The sequence below is a fragment of the Mesorhizobium sp. ORM8.1 genome (genome assembly GCF_053005525.2).
Genome location: NZ_JBRKPX020000002.1, coordinates 115,987 through 135,222 on the forward strand (window position 1 = coordinate 115,987; position 19,236 = coordinate 135,222).

Below are 19,236 nucleotides of genomic sequence, written 5' to 3' on the forward strand. Positions count from 1 at the left end.
AAGGCTGCCCGGACCTAGGTGCGTCGTTGTGCGTGCTGCCCTGGAGGCGACATGCACTGAACAACCTATCAGGACTGCCTTCGGCACGATTGACATTCAGCGCCAAAGTTGCGGCTCCTGATCCAGCGCAACAGCAAGCGGCGGTAACATCCACGCATTCGATCAAAAGGCCTCAAGCATGCCGAGCTCGGCCCGTCCTTGCCGCTGTCTCTGAAGGCGAACCGTGCGCAGAGAGGATCGTGCGAACGTCGCTATTGCGAAACAAAGCCTCCATCCACCGCTATGGATTGGCCTGTTACATAAGACGCCCGGTCAGACAACAGGAATGCTGCAACCGCCGCGACCTCCTCGGGCTCAGCAATGCGCCCGATCGGGATATTGGCCGCGAATGGATGGACACTCGTGCCGTCGGTCAGTTTCACAATGTCCGGTTCGGTCATCGGAGTGCGGGTTGTCACGGGATTGATCGTGTTTACCCTTATGCCTTTATCGGCGAATTCCACGGCCGCACCTCGCGCAAACGCGGCCAACCCACCCTTGCTGGCGCAGTAGATGGCGGCCCCGGCAAAGGCCGTGTCTGCCAGAACCGATCCATTGAAGACGATCGATCCGCTGCCCCGATCGAGCATTGTAGGCAGAACGGCTTTCAGGCAGAAAAAGGCGCTCTTCAGATTGGTATCGATATGTGCATCCCAGGTCGCTTCGTCCTGGTCGACCAGCGGCGGGGCAAGTTGATAAATACCCGCATTCGCAAACAGGCCGTCAATGTGGCCAAAATGCTGGATGAATCGCTTCGTCATGTCCTCGACGGCCACCCATTTTGTCAATTCGGCCGGGACGAACATAACATTGTTGCCTCGTGCCCTAATCTCGGCGGCAATCTTCTCACCTTCCGCAACGTTGCGGCCTGTTAAGGCCACCCTTGCTCCCTCTTTGGCAAAATAGAACGAGGCAGCGCGCCTATGCCCGATGTGGCCCCCGTTATAAGCAAAACCTTGCCTTCTAGCTCTCCCATCGTATGTCTCCCTATCTATGAAAAAGCCTGGCCTCGAGCTAAAGCGGCAGTCCTGCACTTTGCTTGCACGGATCGCTTAACCTTAGCCGTCCGAGCGGATGGACATCCTGGCCTGCGCTTCGGCCCTTCAGACCCTGTGCCGGTCTCGCACGGGATGGTTCAATTCAATCAGACATTGGGCTGTCCTGCGCCGCGGTGTCCTGACAGGTTCCCAGTCGCCGCGACGTTGGGCTCGATATTGAACCGGCGTCAGGTTCATCTGGGATTTGAAGTGCCGCGAAAATGCGCTTGTTTCACTAAAGCCGACACTCAGAGCAACCTCTGTGATCGACATGGCGGTGGCCTCCAGCAGGGACGCGGCTAGCAAGATCCTGACTTCATTTCGCAACTCCAAAAAACTGACGCCGATCTCCTGCAGGCGTCTTTGAAAAGACCGCGGGCTCATGCCGAAGTCTGCCGCCGCGCAGTCCATGTCATGCGACTCGCCGCAACGAAATACCGCCACAAGCCAGGCCCGAATGGCATCGCTCAGACCGAGGCGTCCCTGATCCGCCGTCCATGTCTCTTCGGGCTCCGCAGGTAAGGAAATGTCGTCGACGCGGACCGATGTGGGAAGCGCGCAATCCAGGAAACGAGCTGGAAATGCGATGAGATTGTATGGACGATTGAAAAGGACCGGACACTGGAAATGCTGTCCGAACGCTGCGGCGTCCTGAGTCGCGTGGGCAAATTCCACGCGGCTGGGATGCCAGTTTGCTTCCAAGAGGTTCTTCAGAATCGCATGGTGGCAGGCGATGGTAAGATTGGCGTCCTGTTCGCGATACCGTACGCCGGGATCGGTTATCAGGTATTTGAGATAGGCCATTCCGTTTTCAGTGGTCAACTCAGTCCGGGACCGGCTTTGTAAAAGCGGGTAATGCCGGATGAACTGCCTCAAGCCCTCGCCGATGCTAGCGGAGGACAGGTATTTGCGACCAGCAACCCCGAGCGCGCTGTAAGGCCGGTATGCGCCAAGAGACAAACCGAGTGTCGCGTCGTTCCGGTCGGCGGCGGCGGCTTCCAGCATAGTCGAATATGTGGCGAGCGGGGTAACGCGCGAGGTGGCAGAATACTTCAAATTGCGCAGTCCGGACTGGGCCACGACCGAATTAACATTGACGCGGAAATGAGGAAGAGTCGCCAGAAGGCTCTGTGTCGATAAATTGGAAACGGTGCCGTACTCTATCGGTGACACAGCTCCACCTTTCCTTCAAACGAGTGGCTCAACAAATCAGTCTTATCCAGCGCCCGCCCATCCACCGTGCCGCGATGCGCGGATTCGACCTTCTCGCGAAAGCAAAGCTCAAGCGTAACGTTGGGCTGACTCTCCCAACCCGACGCCTTACCAAGCTTCTCATTCTCCGTCATCTTCATCAAGCGCTCACGCTTCCAAAAGCGCGAAACGGATCGAAACCGGCGTGGATCGGACATGAAAGCGGCGGCGCCGAAGAACGGCTCATCGCTGGCGGATCTTTGAACCGCCCAGCGTGCGCAGAGTCAATGAATGATCTAGGCGTCATAGTCCTTACCGGGTAGTGCGCCGGGCCCAACGAATGCGTCGAGGATATTCTTCGTCAAAACCGAAACGGAATTGTTGTAATTGTTCCAGGACAAGGCAGCGCTCCAGGCAATCGAGCCCGTCGAGAACACAGCACCGTCATTTGGCGTCGTGAAATAAACGAGGTCCGCGCGGACCCAAGGGTTCTCCGTCCCGCCAAGGCCCGGGGTCGAGAACATGATCTCCTCCTGGACGAGAACATAATTGTCGCTGAACGGCTCCGAGGATGCCAGGATGCGGGCATGGGGCGGCGTGCCGTGCATGAGATCGTAGCGGTCAACCTCCGATCCGGCCGCTCCCCCTGAAACACTCCGAAGTCCCCCACGACGTCGCCATCGATCCCCTTGAAAATCCATGAGACGCTCCGGTGGTAACTGTCGGGCATCCGGCGGAACGCTGCTGCGACGTCTTCTCCATCTGCGGTGTAGCCGACGCCGACCAGCTTCTGGGGAGCGCGGCCGCGATGCCGCCACAAGCCGCTCCGTTCCCCCGTTGTTGCCAGATAATGCTCGCCGGGCCGCGACTGCCAGGCTCGGTTGCCTGCATCCAATCGGCGGATTTCCATGACTGAGAGGTCATCGTCCCGGAATCCGACACACCAGTAGTAGCCGTTGCCACCGAGATAAAGGAGACGGCCGCCATCTGCCAGATAATCTTCGGTCGCGTCCATCATGCGCTCCGAATAATATTCGTTGTGGGTCCCGTTCAGAACGACCTTGTACGGCTTGACAGCGGCGATGCCGTCGCGGTGAAGATCTTCATCCGTGATCACGTCATAGCTGTATTCCATCGCCTCAAGCCAGGCGACGATATAGAGGTCGGCCGCGAACTGCCACGGACCCGGAGCGCCCGGCGTGCGGTATTTTGGTCGGAAATTGATGATGGGACGGCGATAGGAACTGTAGCATATGCCGGCACCGTCATTGTGGGCGTTGTAGGTCGATAGGCCGAATTCCGCATCGTTTTTATACACCTCCACATCGATGTCCTGAACCACCGATGTGATCGCGCTGACGGACTGAAACATGGCGCCGTCGAAGGCGCCGCTGCCATTGGCATAAGCCAGATAGCTTGCCGTCGGCATGATCAAGACGATGTCACCAGTCGGCTTTTGCGGACGCACGACGAAAGGTGCGAATTCCTCGGCGTCGTCCTTGGTTAGTTTGACCGCGTAGACGCCCGACCGCAAATCTTGCGGCACGGTGAGGGCAAGGGTCGGCGCCCAACCGCAGTCCGTCAGCGCGTCGGCGTGGAACTCGATGCCGCCATATTCGTTCGGCGCCAAGCGAAAGCAGTCATTTCGTCCGGACCAGTTCCAGCCGGTCTGGCCACGCACCGGCCTGTTCACGCCTTCCGCATGGACGCCGTTCGGGCCCATATCCGTCACAGTGTCGCCGATGCCCTGGTCCATGTAGCCCGCACTTGTGTCCCAATAGGCGAGCATGTTTGCCGCGTCGGGCAGCGCCCCGTCGCGTATCGCGTCGAGTTCCGGGCGCGCCAAAGCCCCGCGTTGCATGCCGCAACGGTCGATCTTGCCATTGTAGCACTGGCTGAAAAACGTACCGCGAGTCTGATTGTCGTCTGCGGCAGCGCCGATCACGAAAGCCGCGTTGACCGCTCGGATTGGCCGCACGCGCAAGGTTTCGGAAAGATGCGAGCGATAGTCATAGGGGACGATTTTGGAAAGAAGACTGTTGTAACGGTTGATCACCGGCTCCTGATAGAGCGTCGCAACCCCACTGGCGGCGTCGTAGCTCACGGCCACGAAGTACCAGATGCGGGCGACCAGCGGCACGTCCGCCGAAATGCTGTCGACCGCCTTTCCATCGCCGACCCAGAATTCCAGACGCCCTTCGGGATTGATGCCGAAACCGAAGCCCTCCGTCTGCCTTGTCTGCCAGCGGCCCAGTATGACCTGCCGTCCCTCGCCGAGCAGCGTCGGAAAAATGTAGGCGTGCAACGTGAACGGCCCGGTGTGCGCGAGTTTGTCGAGCGCGTCGGCCACCCGAAGAAAGTTGCCCTTCTGGATGTGTTGCTTTCGCGCCGGCCACTCCTGTTCGATGGAGGACGCGACCGGCTGTTCGATATAGCCGGGCCCTTGCGGATTCTCGTCTCCGTGGATCAAGCGCACGAGTTGGGCTGTTACCGATTGCGTGCCCTCGGCGCTGACCATGACGTTCAGCAGGTCGCCCGGTTTGACGGAAATCTTGTCAGTGTACGCCGAGATGCGGATCTTTGCCATGTGCTGCACTACCTTGTCTTCACGCTTCCATGAGGTCCTGAACGCGCTTCAGGAACACGGCATGGCGTGCATCCTCTTCTGTGGGGTAGATTTTGTCATCGACGATACGGGGCGGCACGCCTCGTTTGCCCGACAGCGCGACGATACGGTATTCCGCGAAAGCCTTGATGGTGAGAACGGCGTATTTGTCCACAACGGAGGCGCGGCGGAAGTAGGTGAGAAGGCGATTGAGGTTCTCGCTTCGCCGTTCTCGAAAACTGTTCCGGTGTTCTTCGATCAGTTCGTCGGTTATCAGCGCTTTCAGCTGCCTGCGGATCGCTACATCAAACCGCTGCTCGTAGATCTTTTGCTTGTCGGCAATTTCGGTCGCTTGCTCTGGCATGATTTCGCTTCCTTTTGTCCGGGTGTCTGCACGCTCGCTCTTTTGCTTGGCGCGCCAGGCGCGGAACTGGGAGACGCTGCCGAAAAGGCCGCCGCGGAAAAACAGCACGGTGAGGAGCATGATCCCTGCAATGAGTATCAGGCGCGCGGGTCCGAAGCCGATGAGCACTTTGTCGAAGAAAACGACGATCAACGTGCCCGCGACTGCGCCTTCGGTCGTGCCGATTCCGCCGATCACGATCATTCCCAGCATCAGCAGCAGTTGATCCATCGTGAACAACGACGGCGATACCCCGTGCTGCAGGCTCGCATAGAACCCACCCACGCCCCCAAGCGCTGCCGACGATACGAGGAAGACCTGAATGCGGACGCGCCGGTAGTCGATGCCTAGGGCTTCGGCGAATGCCTCGTGCCCTTCCGGCGCAGCGCGCAAAAGACGTCCGAGACGCTGGCCGTCCACGATCCGGTACAAAACCAAAGAAAGGACGAGGACGAACAATGCCGCGTAATAGCCCAGGATCAACCCGCCCTTGTCAGACAGCGACGACGGCACGAAACCGTCCACGCCGAAAAGGCCGCCGACCGATGCTCCGAGAATGCGGGACTGCGATGCATAGGCTCGGCACAGCTCGGAAATGCCGACGGTCAGCAACGCGTAATAGAAGCCCTCCATTCAGATCGCGGGAATGGAGATGATGACCCCGAAAGCCAGCCCGAAAAGAGGTCCTGCGAGCAGGACGGCCCACCAAGGAAGCCAAAATAGACCGATAGGACGGCCGTCCCGTAGGCGCTAACCCCGACCGTGGCGAGACTGGCGAGAGAAAGATGCCGGCTGTGCCGATCTGCAGCATCCAGATGACGTTGATCGCGGCATAGATCGCGAACGTCGTCGCGGCCGACACCACCGCGTTGCTGCCGAAAAACGTCGGAACGGTCGATAGCACCAACAGCGCGATCAACCAGAGGACAGGGCGCCAGTCGGCGATGCGCCACTCCGCCCTGAGCGTGAACGGATTGTGGCGGACCTTTGCCAGCAAGGGCGTTCGACGCGTGAAGGGGTATCGCAATCGCCGCCTGCTGCGCTCGCCCCTTAGGTCGAGGCGGCCTGGCACGCGCCGATGGCCGACGAGCTCAGTCTCGCCGGCTTGCGGCCCCGGCGTTCCGGTCGCGGCGGCCACGGAATCTGCGCCGCCCTCGGTCTTCAGGATTTCTCGGGGTGACATGAGCTACTCGCGCGTGTGCTCGATCATCCCGGCGATGCCGCGCGGGCGAACGAGCAAAACAGCGATGATGAAGAGGAACTGTGCGATCAGAACATATTGCCCGCCTAGCGTGAGCGCAGTAACGGACTCTACAAACCCGATCAAGATAGCGGCGATGAGCGCCCCGCCCACGCTCCCGAGCCCTCCTGCGAGGGCGACCACCATGCCTTTCGCGAGCGGCATCGCACCCGACGTCGGGCTTACGAAATAATTCTGGGAAAGCAGGACCGCCGCAAGTCCGGCCATCGCGCCGGTGAGCATCATGACGGAGATCGCCGTCGAGCGCAGCCCGACGCCGACGAGCGCGGCGCCTTCGGGATTTTGCATCATCGCCCGAATTTCAAGCCCCCTGCGGCTGAACTTCATCCATGACAGGGTCGCCAGCATCAGCGCTGTGGAACAGACGATGGTGCCAACCTTGTCATAGGTGATCGTGACGGGACCGGCATGGAAACTTCCAGCCCCGAATATTTTCGGCAGGGCCTTCACCTGCAAGCCGAAAACCCAGATGAGAAATTGGCCACCGATAAGGCTGATGGCGAGCGTCGCTATTAGGCTGCGCAACGGAAAGTTTGGCTTGTCGTAGAGCGGAAGGAAAGCAACGCAGCCAATGATTGCTCCCGTCACGGCGCCAGTAATTATGCCGCCGGCCAGGACGGCCGGTCCGCTTGCACTGATGTTCTGCGAGACGAACCAGGCGCCATAACCGGACATGGCAAAGGTGAAGCCCTGCGCCATGTTGATCATCCCGAGGCTCGACCAGATAATTGAAATGCCGACCGCCATCAAACTATAGATCGCCGCTAGCGAAACGGTCGTTATGACGAGGTAATACGGGTCCAAGTTTTCGACGCCTCTAGGTTGTCAGCGCTTCGCTGATGCTGGCCGCGGGATCATTGCGCGTCTCCCGTTCGGGCGCGGAGACCAAAGTGCCCCCTTGCAGGTTTCCGCCGTGCAACCCAACAAGGCGCGAAACCTTGCCTTCGAGCAGCGACAGGTTCTGCTCGGCGATCACCATCGCGCCATCATGGAGGTCGATGCGCGCCAATGCCTCGACCACGCTCTTGCTGATCTTGGGCGCAAGACCAAGGGAAGGCTCGTCCACCAAAAGGAGCTTGGCCTCGCACATAAGGCCCCGGCCGAGGCTAACCATTCGCCGCTCTCCGCCGGAAAGCTTGCCGACGGGTTGGCGCAGCAGCTTTTCCAGCGACGGGAAGATGGCCAGTACGCGATCGCGCCGCATCTTGCGCTCCCGCCAGGCGCGCGGCGTGTAGGCGCCGCTGTCCAAATGATCGGCGACGGTCAGCCCATGGAACAACGCATCGCCCTGCGGCATCAGCGAAACCCCCATGCGCACGATCTTATGCGTCGACCGCCCCGGTCCGTGGCTGCGCGTTCCGCCAATCTCGGTGCCGTCGAACATGATCGAGCCGCTCTGCCAGCCGGTGAGGCCGACGATGGCCTTGAGCAGAGTCGACTTGCCGTGGCCATTGAGGCCGATAAGGCCGATGCGCTCACCAGCATGCACGTTCAGGCTCACGCCGTGCAGAACGCGAAGCGGTCCATACCCCGCCGCCAGATTTTCGATGCGCAAGATCTCGGTCACGCCGCCTCCATGTCGAAATAGGCGGCACGCACCTTCGGGTCCTTGAACACCGTCTCGACTGGTCCTTCGGCGATGATCTTGCCGAGGTCGAGCACGACCACGCGGTCGGCGATGGCGCTCAGCAGTTCCAGTCGGTGCTCCACGAGGATGATCCCGATGTTCAGTTCACGCGCCAGATAACGGATCGTCCTGTCGAGTTCGTCGATCTCCGAATTGATGAGGCCGGCCGCCGGCTCGTCGAGAAGAAGGACCCGGACGTCGCGCATGAGCAGACAGGCCAAAAGGAGCTTTCTGCGGTTGAGCGTATCGAGGCTGCCGGCAAGTGCCGTCGGCGAAACCTCCAGCCCAACCAGCCCCGCCGCACGCTCCGCGTGGAAGCGCGTCAGATGAGGAAGATAGGCCTGGCGCGAGGCGCGGAAAACCTCCGCGACGGTCAACGCTTCGGGCACGACCGGTGACTGATAGGTCCGGCCAAGTCCGAGCGCGGCCCTGGCGAAGAGCTTGAGCGACGTGATGTCACGTCCATCGAACAGGACCCGGCCTTGGCTCGGCACGTAGCGGCCGGAAAGTATTTCGAAAAGGGTGGTCTTGCCGGCGCCGTTTGGACCGATGGCGCCAAGTATCTCGCCCGGCTTTAGGTCGAGCGAGATTCCGTCCAGGATCGTGCGCCCGCCGAGGCGGATCCCTATGCCTTCGCAGCCGAAAAGCATGACAGGCCTACCGCGCTGCCACGCTCAGGCCCAAGGCACGGACTTGAACTTGGACTCGGCGAGTGCCGTCGGCTGGATGACCTTATGCTCGCCATCCTGGACCTGGTAGTACAGCTGGGCCATTCCCTGATTCATGTCCTTTGTCTGCATCGGATAATGCAGGCCTGCCTGGTCTTCGTTGTTCATGTTGATCGTGCCGACCACGCCGCGGTAGGGGTGGGTTCGGATATAATCGGCGACGGCCTTGAAGTCCGAGGGGTCGGCGCTTTGCCAAGCGTTTTTCAGGACGTTGACGGTATCATAAGCCAACGCCGGACAAGACAGCGGCACCGGCCCGGGATGGCGCCGCTGGAACTTCGCGCGGAATTCCTTGCCTTGGGCGTTGGGATAGATGCCGAACATCGTCGACCAGACCATCCCTTCGGCGGCGCCACTGGCTATTTGCAGAAATTCCGTTTGCGACGGCCCATAGTGAATGTAGACAAGCGCACCCTTGACCGGGTCGTTGATGAATTGCTGGCAGAACGCGGCCTCTTCCGAGGCCGACCAGTAATCCAGCATGATCGTGCCGCAACCCTCCTGCTTGATCGCCTGCATGACCGGTCCCCAATCCTGCACCGGGTTTTGAATGTCCGTGATCGTCGCCAGCGTGAATTTACTTTGCGGAAGAGTTTTGATCACCTCGTCGGCGATCGTCATGTTGTACTGGCTGGACTCGCAGATCAGGTGAACCTTGTTGTTGATAGGCTTCCACACGCCATCGGCCGCGGTCGCTTCAAGGAATTTCGGAAACATCCGGCCGTAATAGATCTCAGGTGGGTCCAGATGGAAGAAATTCCAGTATTTGTCCCGGTTCTTCTTGCCGTATTCGATCAGCGCGATGCTGGTGTCGCCTGTCAGGTACGGCGCCTTCCAGTCGCCCAGGGCTTCTATGCCCGGGATGCGCGAATAGAGGAAATTGCACCCGATCGCGTGGGGCTGCGAGATCGGCGATCGCCCGCATTCCCGCCTGGGTCCCTTCGACCGTCCACAAATCAATATCATTGCGGACGACCTGTATCTCACGTCCCCGCACGCCACCCGCGGCGTTGATTTCGTCGGCCGCCAATTGCGCGCCGTTCAGATAGTCGGTGAAATCCGGAAGCTGGGCTACCACGACCGAGAGGCGGATCGGTTCATTGTTTGCGGCCAGCGAAGGAGCGAAGTACGGAATGGCCAGCGGCGCGCCGGCTACCGCCGCGATACCTTTGACGACCTGGCGTCTGGAAAATTTCGGTTTGGAGTCGATCATCTCTTTCCCCTGTCGCTTCTCGCCGCGTTTCTTTGAGGCGCCTCGTCGAGGCGTTCTTGCCCGGTGCCGGGCTCACCGCCAGGCTTCGTTTCGAGCCTGTCCCCATTTTTGCCAGCGTAGCATCGGCGCCATCCCCCAACTTGACAGTTTACGCCAAAATGCAGCGCCTTGCCGCGAGACCGATCGTCTTCGCGGAGACCAGGCGCCGCACAGCGAATCGAGCGCTTCGCGCAGCGGTCGGCGATGGGGTAATCCCGTTTTTTAGGACTTGAACGTCCCGAAATATTGACAATGCCCGACAAATAATGTTTTGAGCGGACTTGGGCAAGGGCCCAGCGGCACTGGCGAGATCGTTGGACGAAACGGGCGTCCGGAACGATTTGCGCGCGGCCGCGTTCGCAACGGGGCACGGGCGGATTGAACCAGACTTACGACTATATCATCGTCGGCGCGGGTTCGGCAGGCTGCGTTTTGGCCAACAGGTTGTCGGCGGACCCGACTGTCTCGGTGTTGCTGCTTGAGACCGGAGCGGAACCAAAGGGCTGGAAACTGGACATGCCGGGTGCCCTTGGGCATGCCTTGAAGACGAATTATGTCGCCACCTTCTATTCCGAACCCGAACCTGAACTTCATGGACGGCGGCTTTATTCGCCGCGAGGCCGGGTTCTTGGCGGCAGTTCGTCGGTCAACGGAATGGTATATATTCGCGGACACGCAAAGGATTTCGACCATTGGCGGGATCTCGGAGCGGTCGGCTGGGGTTATGCGGACGTCCTCCCCTATTTCCGCCGCGCGGAAGGATTTTCCGGACCCAAGGACGAATACAGGGGTGACGACGGCCCGCTCAAGACGAGAAGCGGCACCGATACGCTGGACACATATGACCGCATGTGGCTCGCCGCGGGCCTTGAGGCCGGCTATCCCAACACCAGTGATGTGAACGGATACTGCCAGGAGGGCCTAGGCCCCTATAGTTCGACCACATATAAGCGCCGTCGTTGGAGCACCTTTCGCGCCTATCTCGAACCGATTATGAATCGGCCGAATCTGACTGTCGTGACGAAAGCCACGGCTAGGCGTGTAGTGCTCGATAACAAACGCGCGACGGGCGTGGATTATGAGATAGACCGTGTCGCGCAGCATGCCTCGGCCAGGCGCGAGGTTATTGTCAGCGGCGGCACCTTTGGCAGCCCCCACTTTCTGATGCTTTCCGGGATCGGCAACGCGGGGGATCTGAAGAAGCGCGGCGTGGACCCGGTCCACGACCTGCCCGGCGTGGGCGAGAACTTGATCGACCATCCTGACGTGCCGGTAGCCTACACCAGCACCCGCCACGACACACTCCGCTCCATGCTCAGCCCGATCGGCCAGATCAAGGCCGGCGTTCGCTGGTTCCTGAATATGGCAGGCCCCTGCGATACCGCTCACCTACACGTTGGCGGCCACATAAGAAGCGCCGCGGGCGTCGAATGGCCGGATCTCCAGTTCCATTTCTTGCCGCTGTGCTACACGTTGAAGGACGACGGGTCGCATGATTTCGCCCCTTTCCACGGATTCTTGGCCCATGTCGCGTTGAGCCGCCCGGCCAGCCGCGGCAGGCTGTGGCTAAATTCGGCAGATCCCTATGACCAGCCGAAATTCATCTACAACTATTTCAAGGTCGCATCGGATCTCGAGTCAATGCGAAGGGGAGTGAAGCTCCTGCGCGAAATCTTCGGATCGAGTGCTTTCGACGCGGTGCGCGGGGAAGAGGTCATCCCTGGTCCGTCGGCCAAGAGCGACGAAGACATCGACGCGTTTCTGAGACGAGCCGTGCAGACCGAATATCACCCATGCGGCACCTGCCGGATTGGACGCGACGATGATCCGATGGCCGTCCTGGATGCGCAGTGCAGGGTTAGAGGGTTGGACGGCCTGAGGGTCGTCGACGCGTCGGTCATGCCTGACATTACCAATGGCAATCTCAACGCGCCGACCACCATGATCGCCGAAAAGGCATCGGACATGATATTGGGCCGGCAGGCGCTCGCACCATCGAACGCCCCTGCCTGGATCAATCCGCACTGGCAGAACGCCCAAAGATAGGTCGGGACGCCGGACGAAGGCCACGGCATCGGGCTGGAAGGCAGCGTACGGAACAGGCAGCGGCACAGAGCCGGCAGCGGTGATCGCAAGGACTTCAAGCCTCTAAAGGCGGGCGACCTCTTTGCGGAGTACTCGCATCGTTTGCATGGCCGACCGTCGCCCGATGCACTCACGACGTGAGCGACGATGCAAGCGGCTACAGTCTTGTGGTCGGATCACGCCGTGCTTTTCGCAACGAGTCAGGCCTTACGGCGCAAGCGTATGACGACGTCGACATGGGCAATCTCGTATCCGTCCGGGGGCTCCGGTATGCCGTCCACGTCGGCACCCGCCTCTATATCGATGACGGCATTGTCCTCTTTGAAGAAGAAATGATGATGGCTTTGAGGATTTGTATCGAAATAGGTTCTTGAGACGTCAAGCGCCAATTCCCGTATGAGTTTCAACGCGGAGAGCTGATGCAGCGTATTGTAGACGGTGGCCAGCGACACATTGATACCGGCGTTTGTTGCTTCCTCAAAAAGCGTCTCTGCCGAGACGTGGCGATTTCCATGTGCGAAAAGCAATTTGCAGAGTTCAATCCGTTGCTTCGTAGGCCGAAGGCCAGCCCTGCTTAGGATTGAAAGAGGTTCGTTCATCGTATTGCGCCGGATTGTGGAAGAAACGTTCTGGTTATGTCATTATGCCGCCGTGCATCTCTAAAGCCGGTCGCGGCGCCTCTCGTGCGGCGAATGCGTTATGGCACATGACTTCCGACAACGGCCGGAACACCGGTCGACGATGCTGTCGATCGATGTCGCCTACGTGCGGCTCCACTTTGCAGACAAACGCAAGTTAGGCTTGCCACTAGGAAGTGTCAACGATTATGGGACCAACAAGTCTCGAAAAACAGGAAATGCAAGGCATGCCCTGCTGCGAACATGCATGTTGGCGAAGAATATGTTGTCTCATGTTCTTAAATCGGGCAAGCGGAGCAGCGTCGTCTGCCGCAGCGTGCGGTTCACCCGACTTTGACTCTGTCTGCTTTGGGTAAGGTGATCGGTGATGAGCAAGGCCACCCTTTATGATTACTGGCGATCCTCCGCAAGCTACCGGCTCAGGATCGCGCTCAACCATTTCGGTGTGGACTACGATAGAATTCCGATAAATTTGCTTAAAGACGAGCAAAAGTATCCCGACCATGTCGGGCGCAACCCGCAGGGCATGGTCCCGGTGCTGGAGACCGATGGATTGAGGCTCACGCAGTCTCTGGCGATCATCGAATATCTGAGCGAGACACGCGCGCCCTCGCTGCTTCCGCCTACGCCCGAAGGGCGGGCGAGGGTCCGCGCGCTCTCGTATGTGATCGCCATGGATATTCACCCCATCTGCAATGGCAGCGTCGCAAACCACGTGGTCGCGCTGTCAGGGGGAGGTGACGACGTGCGTTCGGCATGGATGCAAAGGTTCATCGGCCAGGGTCTGGATGCATTCGAGCATCTGCTCGACCATCCCGCCACGCGACGCTTCTGCCATGGGGACGAGCCGACAATGGCCGATGCCTGTCTCGTCCCGCAGGTCTACAACGCTGAACGATGGGGCGTCGACATGACGCCGATGCCTCGCATCCGCCGTATCGTGTCCGCGTGTAACGGACTCAGGCCATTCCGCGAAGCGATCCCGGTTCCGCCCCAGTCTTCCTGATAGAACAGGGCGGAACATGGTCTGGCGACATGAGTTCCTTGCGGCTCCATGGCGGCCCGCCTTGATAAAGGCAATCAGCGATCCCGCACCTGCCGGCAGGCGATGGGTTTCCGGCGGGCCATGCCTCAGCTTATTTGGGCTCCGGCAGGATTGCGACGCGATCGCCGGTGAAACTTCCTATCCAGATTTTTCCGCCGGCAATGAGAGCGGACGTTCCCGAGCCGAAATTGCGTGTCGATGGAAGTTTTTCGACGATCCGCTTGGACGTCCAGCTTTTCAGGTCGATCCTGGCAACGGCGGTCGGAAACTCGCAGACGGCGACGGACTTGAAAATACAATCTTCGACCAATTTCTTCGCCGAGCCGACTTGACCGGCGGCTAGGAGATCCCCGTTGGGCTCCAGATGAATATTATCGACCAGGAATCCGAGTTTTATCCTATCGCGGTGAAACGGTATTTTCTCCAATGACAGGCGATGGACCGTTCCGTCGGACCAACCGGCGATGTAGAGCCATTTACCGTCCTCCGAAGCATCCAGGCCGTTGTCCCCCGCAATTTCGCTGCCGGCTATTTCGGACCAACCAGTCGCCGGTGACCAGCGCACGACAAAGCCGCTGGGTTCGCCGGCAACCGACCTGTCCAGCCAGGTCTTATTCGACGGGTCGAAGAGCACCGTCACGGCGATCCCACCGTTCGGTAGGTGCGCTACCGAATTTCCGGAGAATTTTTCGGGCATCAGCACGCAGCCGCGCCAGGCAGCGGCCGGTTGGTCGTCGACGAGCTTGACATCGAAAATTTCGATGGACTCTCTGCCGCCATGATTGACTACGTAGAGCGAATGGCTGCCGTCCTTATTATCTCGAATGGCGATGCCATGCGCCGAAAACAGCTCAGGCTGCGGGGCACCGGGGCACTGGCCATAGGGATCGACCGCTTGCCCGGAGAAATCGATTTTGATGTCATGGTGTTCGGCACTGGAGGCACGAATGGCCTCGAGCCCGCCGCCGGACCATCTGTCGTCTCCGAGCTTGCCGGCGATGATCCAGTCCGTATTGCCGACCCTGACCAGGTCTTCGGGTTTCTTCAGGCCGCAAAGATAGTTGACGCCGCCTTGTGACGCGCAGGCGGTAGCCGCGCGCGAGGCATCCACGCGGGCAAACAGCGCGCACAAGGCCAAGACGCCGACAGTGCACAAACGCCTGACGATCGTGGTACTCAATCTTAGTTGCATCATAAAATCTCCCCTTTGGCATCACCGTTCAATATTACGGGACGGCTTCGGCTCCTTCGAACCAATGTTATCCTGCCCCCGAAATAATAAGGCGCCAGGAAAGTCCCAGGCGCCGGCAAGAGTACCCACAGCGGCAATCGCATCTATCGTCCCGCGCAAGACTGCCGGATCACCGTGCTTTCGGCTCGTTCGAGCAGGCTCGCATCAAGGCTTGTCGCCTTGCCGGAATTTCCGGTCGGCATCCTTGATGACCGAGATCAGAATATCGATGACGTAGTCCACGTCTTCCCTCGTCATGATCAGTGGCGGAGCCAGAATCAGTGTGTCGTTGACGACCGGACGCACGATCAGGCCGCGTTCGGCAGCAGTCGCCGCCGCCGAGACGGCCACCTTCAGCTTGGGATCGAAATTTTGACGGACCGACCTATCGGCCATGAGCTCGATGGCCCACATAAGGCCGATCCCGCGAACCTCTCCGACGATCGGCAATATGCCAATCTCGCCCTTGAGACGCGATTCCAGATACTTGCCGGTTTGCGCTGCGTTTTCTACGATCTTTTCGTCCCTGTAGATATTCAGCACTTCGATTGCCGCGGCCGCGCAAACAGGGTGGGCGCCATAGGTGTAGCCGTGATGGATGAAGCCCTGCTGCCTTGCTGCCTCATCCATCGCATCGCTCACTTTCTGACCGATGTAAAGCGCCGATATGGGCATATAGGACGATGAAAGCATCTTTGCGCTCGACATCATGTCGGGCCGAAGATTGTATTGCTGGCTTGCCCACATTTTCCCGGTTCTTCCAAACCCATTGATGATCTCATCGACGACAAACAGGATTTTGTACTTTTCGAGCACCGCCTGGACCTTGTCGAAATACGTCGCCGGCGGCGGCAACACGCCGCCGGTGCCCATCACCGGTTCGGCAAAGAACGCGGCAATTGTTTCCGGGCCCTCCGCCAGAATGAGTTCTTCGAGACTATTCGCCAGCCGGCTTGCATAGGCCTCTTCCGTTTCTCCCGGCTTCGCGAAACGCGCGTAGTGCGGACAGTCGGCGTGCAGGAAGCCCGGCAGAGGAAGGCCATACTGATGGTGCTGGAACGGTAGGCCGCTGAGGCTTGCAGTCGCCACGCCGGTGCCGTGGTAGCCTTGTAGCCTGCCGATCATCTTGCGGCGCTCCGGCTTGCCTTGCATAACCCAATAGAGCCAGCAAAGTTTGATCGCGGTATCGTTGGCTTCCGAGCCCGAGGACTGCAGCATCACACGCGCCATCGGCACGGGCGCGACCTCGATCAAGCGTTCCGAAAGCTCCAGCGCCACATCGGTCGTCTTGTACATGAAGACCTGGTAAAACGGCATTATGTCCAATTGAGCCTTGATGGCGTCGAGGAGCCGCTTGTTGTTGGAGCCCAGCCCAAGGCTGTACAGGCCCGACATGCCTTCGTAATAGCGCTTTCCGTTGGAATCGTAGACCCACGGACCCTCCGCGCGCGTCATGACGGTGAAGTCTGAGAGCGTCGCCTTGCTGAGGTCGGTGAAGGGATGGGCGAGCTTGATGGTGGAATTGGCGTTCAACGGATCCTCCCGTATTACGAGGCTCCCTGTCGGTCAGCGGCAGCGGAGAGCGCGGCATGCTTGCGCGGCTTTTCAGAAGGGCGCAACTTTTGCACGAGCTGTCAATAGATTTCGGTACAGAGAGGTCCCATAAATCGGGACTGTGTTCCAAAAAGATTTGACACAACAATAGATTTGAACTTGTCATACGCTGTGAGGTTGGCTTCAGCCTTTGGGAGGACGATCATGAAGATATACAAGCTGCTGGCCGCGGCCGGCTTACTGCTGTCTGCGCTGGTGGCACCCGCGCTCGCGTTGCCAAGTAGTATAACGATAGCTACCGAAGCTTCTTATCCGCCGTGGAACTTCACCAAGCCCGACGGCAAGCTTGGAGGCTTTGAGATTGAGCTTGCGGATGAGCTTTGCAAGCGCATGGGCTTACAGTGCACCATGGTTGCCCAGGATTGGGACGGCATCATTCCGGGCCTGGTCGCAGGCAAGTATGATGCCATCATGTCCGGCATAAACGCCACGCCGAAACGGCGCCAGGTCATCGACTTTTCGCGCGCCTACGCATTCTATCCAGGGGGCTTCGGTTCCGTAAAGGACGGCCCCCTTTCCAAGATCGACACGGGAAAACTATTTGATCTGGTTAAGGACAAGGACGCCGCGCTCAAGGAGATCGGCGAACTGAAATCGGCCCTGAAGGGGAAGACGATTGGCGTCCAGGTTTCGACGATCCACGAGGACTTCCTTAAAAAATATCTCGCCGATTCGGCCACGATCCGGTCCTACTCCAAACCGGAGGAGTACAACCTCGATCTCTTGTCCGGCCGTCTTGACGCAATCTTCGCTTCGGTTGGCGGTCTGCGGGACACATTTGGTAAACCCGACTACAAAAACTATGCGGTCGTCGGACCACTCTTCTCGGGCGACGTGATCGGCGATGGCTCTTCGGTCGCCTTGAGAAAAGGAGAGCCGGAACTGAAGGCCGCATGGGACAAGGCGATCAACGACATGTTGGACGACGGCAGCCTGAAAAACCTGTCCATCAAGTGGTTTAAGGAAGACATCACGCCTTCTCGTTGATTAAGTTGGTAAGGATCTGTGCTGAATTTGGGCCGGCCGCAAGCCGGCCCAAACCTACGCCTGGCCCCGGGGAGCCGACTGGATGAATTACATTGATTTGATGCTCAACACGAGTTGGGGGCTCTATTTGGTCGTCGGCGCCCTTGTCACCGCCGCGGTTTCCAGTACGGCTCTGTGTCTTGGTGCAGCTTTGGGTTCGCTTATCGCCTGGGCGAAGCTTCGCGGCGGGCTCGGCCTGCGGATTTTTGCGGATGGATGCACAACTTTTCTGAGGGGCATACCGGATCTGCTGGTGATCTACCTCTTCTACTTTGGCGGAGGGTCCTTTCTGACCGGGATTGCCGGCTTGTTTGGACATCACGGATTTGTCGATATTCCCGCATTCTGGACGGGCGCCTGCGCCTTGGCCGTTATTTCCTCCGCCTATCAGGCGGAAGTGTTCCGAGCTGCGTTCCTCGCGATTCCGCGTGGGGAGCTGGAGGCTGCGAAAGCCATCGGTATGCACACGATGCTGCTCTTCAGGCGCATCATAGTGCCACAAGCACTGCGTACAGCCATTCCGGGACTGGCCAATTGTTGGCAGCTGCTATTGAAGGAATCCGCCTTGATCTCGATCACGGGCCTCGCCGAGCTCCTTCGCCGCTCCCAGTACGGATCGGTTTCGACAGGAGAGCCTTTCGATTTTTATCTCACGGCAGGCGGTCTATATTTAATATTGACCATAATTTCAGGATGGGGCTTTGCCAACGCGGAACGCCGTGCGGCCCGTGGCGTGAAGAGGATATAGGCGGTGGACATCGCTTTCATGGTCGGCACGATCACGCAGCTTTTGGCTGGAGTGCCGTTGACGCTGTCGCTTGCCGGTTCATCGCTCGTGATTGGTGCAATATTGGCGCTGTTAATTGCCCTCGCTAACACGTCGGCCTATTGGCCGCTGCGCATGGCTGCCCAGGCTTACGTGTTCGTCCTTCGCGGCACCCCACTATTGGTCCAGTTGTTTTTGATCTACTACGGCCTGAGCCAGTTTCCGACTTTGCGGGACAGTATTCTGTGGCCGTTTCTTCGTGATCCTTATTGGTGTGCGTTGCTGGCTTTTACGTTGAATACGGCTGCGTATGGGTCGGAGGCGATACGCGGCGGCTTGCTGGCGGTGCCGAGCGGAGCGGTCGAGGCGGCCCGTGCCTGCGGCATGTCCCGCCTGAAGCTGTTCAGGCGCATTGTTTTCCCGATCGCCATCAGGCATGCCATTCCAGCCTACAGCAATGAAATCGTTGGTGTTGTGAAATCCACGTCCTTGGCCTCGATGGTGACTCTGGCCGAGGTCACGGGCATTGCGGGAAGGATAACCTCGGACACGTTCCGTGTCGTGGAGGTCTTTGTTTGCGCCGCGATCATCTATCTGGCAATTAATTTTCTCCTCACAAGGGCGATATTGCTTCTCGAATTTTGGCTGTCGCCGCATCTGCGTCAGCCGGCGTCGGCTACATGATGAA

General features: G+C 59.2%; 18 protein-coding genes and 1 pseudogene. 5 read left to right on the top strand and 14 right to left on the bottom strand.

What is annotated here, in order from left to right:
- Positions 1 to 251: 251 nt before the first annotated feature.
- From ACVDG8_RS37390 to ACVDG8_RS37440, 11 genes and pseudogenes are all read right to left on the bottom strand, one after another.
- Entirely contained in the window at positions 252 to 920 is a 669-nt protein-coding gene (locus ACVDG8_RS37390; protein WP_455707923.1) for an SDR family NAD(P)-dependent oxidoreductase, read from the bottom strand.
- 222 nt (positions 921 to 1,142) lie between these two features.
- The gene (locus ACVDG8_RS37395) at positions 1,143 to 2,249 is read right to left on the bottom strand and encodes an AraC family transcriptional regulator ligand-binding domain-containing protein (RefSeq protein ID WP_447250640.1); all 1,107 of its coding nucleotides are present in this window, start codon (positions 2,247 to 2,249) and stop codon (positions 1,143 to 1,145) included.
- Entirely contained in the window at positions 2,237 to 2,428 is a 192-nt protein-coding gene (locus tag ACVDG8_RS37400) for a hypothetical protein (RefSeq protein WP_447250641.1), read from the bottom strand. Before ACVDG8_RS37400 ends, ACVDG8_RS37395 begins: the two co-directional genes overlap by 13 nt.
- Positions 2,429 to 2,563: 135 nt before the next feature.
- On the bottom strand, positions 2,564 to 2,968 hold the full coding sequence (locus tag ACVDG8_RS37405; protein WP_455707958.1) for a N,N-dimethylformamidase beta subunit family domain-containing protein: 405 nt from the start codon (positions 2,966 to 2,968) through the stop codon (positions 2,564 to 2,566).
- A gap of 17 nt (positions 2,969 to 2,985) precedes the next feature.
- Positions 2,986 to 4,854, bottom strand: a pseudogene (locus ACVDG8_RS37410) (N,N-dimethylformamidase beta subunit family domain-containing protein); the annotation flags it as partial.
- Between the two features lie 19 nt (positions 4,855 to 4,873).
- The gene (locus tag ACVDG8_RS37415) at positions 4,874 to 5,908 is read right to left on the bottom strand and encodes a branched-chain amino acid ABC transporter permease (RefSeq protein WP_455707924.1); all 1,035 of its coding nucleotides are present in this window, start codon (positions 5,906 to 5,908) and stop codon (positions 4,874 to 4,876) included.
- A gap of 553 nt (positions 5,909 to 6,461) precedes the next feature.
- A complete protein-coding gene (locus ACVDG8_RS37420; protein ID WP_447250644.1) occupies positions 6,462 to 7,340 on the bottom strand; it encodes a branched-chain amino acid ABC transporter permease in 879 nt (292 codons plus the stop codon).
- A gap of 13 nt (positions 7,341 to 7,353) precedes the next feature.
- The gene (locus tag ACVDG8_RS37425) at positions 7,354 to 8,103 is read right to left on the bottom strand and encodes an ABC transporter ATP-binding protein (protein ID WP_447250645.1); all 750 of its coding nucleotides are present in this window, start codon (positions 8,101 to 8,103) and stop codon (positions 7,354 to 7,356) included.
- Positions 8,100 to 8,813 (bottom strand): ABC transporter ATP-binding protein, encoded by a 714-nt coding sequence (locus ACVDG8_RS37430; protein ID WP_447250646.1) that lies wholly within the window; start codon positions 8,811 to 8,813, stop codon positions 8,100 to 8,102. The genes ACVDG8_RS37425 and ACVDG8_RS37430 overlap by 4 nt, the downstream gene beginning before the upstream one ends.
- Positions 8,814 to 8,837: 24 nt before the next feature.
- A complete protein-coding gene (locus ACVDG8_RS37435) occupies positions 8,838 to 9,608 on the bottom strand; it encodes an ABC transporter substrate-binding protein (protein ID WP_455707925.1) in 771 nt (256 codons plus the stop codon).
- Between the two features lie 16 nt (positions 9,609 to 9,624).
- Complete coding sequence (locus tag ACVDG8_RS37440) at positions 9,625 to 10,104, bottom strand: hypothetical protein (protein ID WP_455707926.1); 480 nt, start codon at positions 10,102 to 10,104, stop codon at positions 9,625 to 9,627.
- Positions 10,105 to 10,521: 417 nt separating this feature from the next.
- Here ACVDG8_RS37440 and ACVDG8_RS37445 point away from each other — a divergent pair, with 417 nt between their 5' ends.
- On the top strand, positions 10,522 to 12,189 hold the full coding sequence (locus ACVDG8_RS37445; protein ID WP_447250648.1) for a choline dehydrogenase: 1,668 nt from the start codon (positions 10,522 to 10,524) through the stop codon (positions 12,187 to 12,189).
- Between the two features lie 239 nt (positions 12,190 to 12,428).
- Here ACVDG8_RS37445 and irrA read toward each other — a convergent pair whose 3' ends face one another.
- On the bottom strand, positions 12,429 to 12,827 hold the full coding sequence (gene irrA / locus ACVDG8_RS37450; protein WP_447250649.1) for an iron response transcriptional regulator IrrA: 399 nt from the start codon (positions 12,825 to 12,827) through the stop codon (positions 12,429 to 12,431).
- 406 nt (positions 12,828 to 13,233) lie between these two features.
- Between irrA and maiA the strand changes: the two genes are divergently transcribed.
- Entirely contained in the window at positions 13,234 to 13,872 is a 639-nt protein-coding gene (gene maiA / locus ACVDG8_RS37455) for a maleylacetoacetate isomerase (protein WP_447250437.1), read from the top strand.
- A 130-nt stretch (positions 13,873 to 14,002) separates the two neighbouring features.
- Here maiA and ACVDG8_RS37460 read toward each other — a convergent pair whose 3' ends face one another.
- Both ACVDG8_RS37460 and ACVDG8_RS37465 read right to left on the bottom strand, forming a co-directional pair.
- Positions 14,003 to 15,043, bottom strand: coding sequence for a YncE family protein (locus tag ACVDG8_RS37460; RefSeq protein ID WP_455707927.1), 1,041 nt, complete (start codon positions 15,041 to 15,043; stop codon positions 14,003 to 14,005).
- A gap of 264 nt (positions 15,044 to 15,307) precedes the next feature.
- Positions 15,308 to 16,675, bottom strand: coding sequence for an aminotransferase (locus ACVDG8_RS37465; RefSeq protein WP_447250651.1), 1,368 nt, complete (start codon positions 16,673 to 16,675; stop codon positions 15,308 to 15,310).
- Positions 16,676 to 16,900: 225 nt separating this feature from the next.
- Here ACVDG8_RS37465 and ACVDG8_RS37470 point away from each other — a divergent pair, with 225 nt between their 5' ends.
- The 3 genes from ACVDG8_RS37470 to ACVDG8_RS37480 all read left to right on the top strand — a co-directional run bounded on the left by ACVDG8_RS37470 (position 16,901) and on the right by ACVDG8_RS37480 (position 19,232).
- Positions 16,901 to 17,743 carry a transporter substrate-binding domain-containing protein gene (locus tag ACVDG8_RS37470; protein ID WP_447250652.1) on the top strand — a complete coding sequence of 281 codons (843 nt, stop codon included), beginning with the start codon at positions 16,901 to 16,903 and terminating at the stop codon, positions 17,741 to 17,743.
- An 82-nt stretch (positions 17,744 to 17,825) separates the two neighbouring features.
- The gene (locus ACVDG8_RS37475) at positions 17,826 to 18,530 is read left to right on the top strand and encodes an ABC transporter permease (RefSeq protein WP_447250653.1); all 705 of its coding nucleotides are present in this window, start codon (positions 17,826 to 17,828) and stop codon (positions 18,528 to 18,530) included.
- Between the two features lie 3 nt (positions 18,531 to 18,533).
- Positions 18,534 to 19,232, top strand: coding sequence for an ABC transporter permease (locus ACVDG8_RS37480; RefSeq protein WP_447250444.1), 699 nt, complete (start codon positions 18,534 to 18,536; stop codon positions 19,230 to 19,232).
- Positions 19,233 to 19,236 lie beyond the last annotated feature (4 nt).

Coding starts and splice junctions, on each gene's coding strand:
- ACVDG8_RS37400 (WP_447250641.1), bottom strand. CDS start 2,428: ATGAAGATGACGGAGAATGAGAAGCTTGGTAAGGCGTCGGGTTGGGAG.
- ACVDG8_RS37405 (WP_455707958.1), bottom strand. CDS start 2,968: ATGGATTTTCAAGGGGATCGATGGCGACGTCGTGGGGGACTTCGGAGT.
- ACVDG8_RS37415 (WP_455707924.1), bottom strand. CDS start 5,908: ATGGAGGGCTTCTATTACGCGTTGCTGACCGTCGGCATTTCCGAGCTG.
- ACVDG8_RS37430 (WP_447250646.1), bottom strand. CDS start 8,813: ATGCTTTTCGGCTGCGAAGGCATAGGGATCCGCCTCGGCGGGCGCACG.
- ACVDG8_RS37435 (WP_455707925.1), bottom strand. CDS start 9,608: ATGTTTCCGAAATTCCTTGAAGCGACCGCGGCCGATGGCGTGTGGAAG.
- ACVDG8_RS37440 (WP_455707926.1), bottom strand. CDS start 10,104: ATGATCGACTCCAAACCGAAATTTTCCAGACGCCAGGTCGTCAAAGGT.
- irrA (WP_447250649.1), bottom strand. CDS start 12,827: ATGAACGAACCTCTTTCAATCCTAAGCAGGGCTGGCCTTCGGCCTACG.
- maiA (WP_447250437.1), top strand. CDS start 13,234: ATGAGCAAGGCCACCCTTTATGATTACTGGCGATCCTCCGCAAGCTAC.
- ACVDG8_RS37470 (WP_447250652.1), top strand. CDS start 16,901: ATGAAGATATACAAGCTGCTGGCCGCGGCCGGCTTACTGCTGTCTGCG.
- ACVDG8_RS37475 (WP_447250653.1), top strand. CDS start 17,826: ATGAATTACATTGATTTGATGCTCAACACGAGTTGGGGGCTCTATTTG.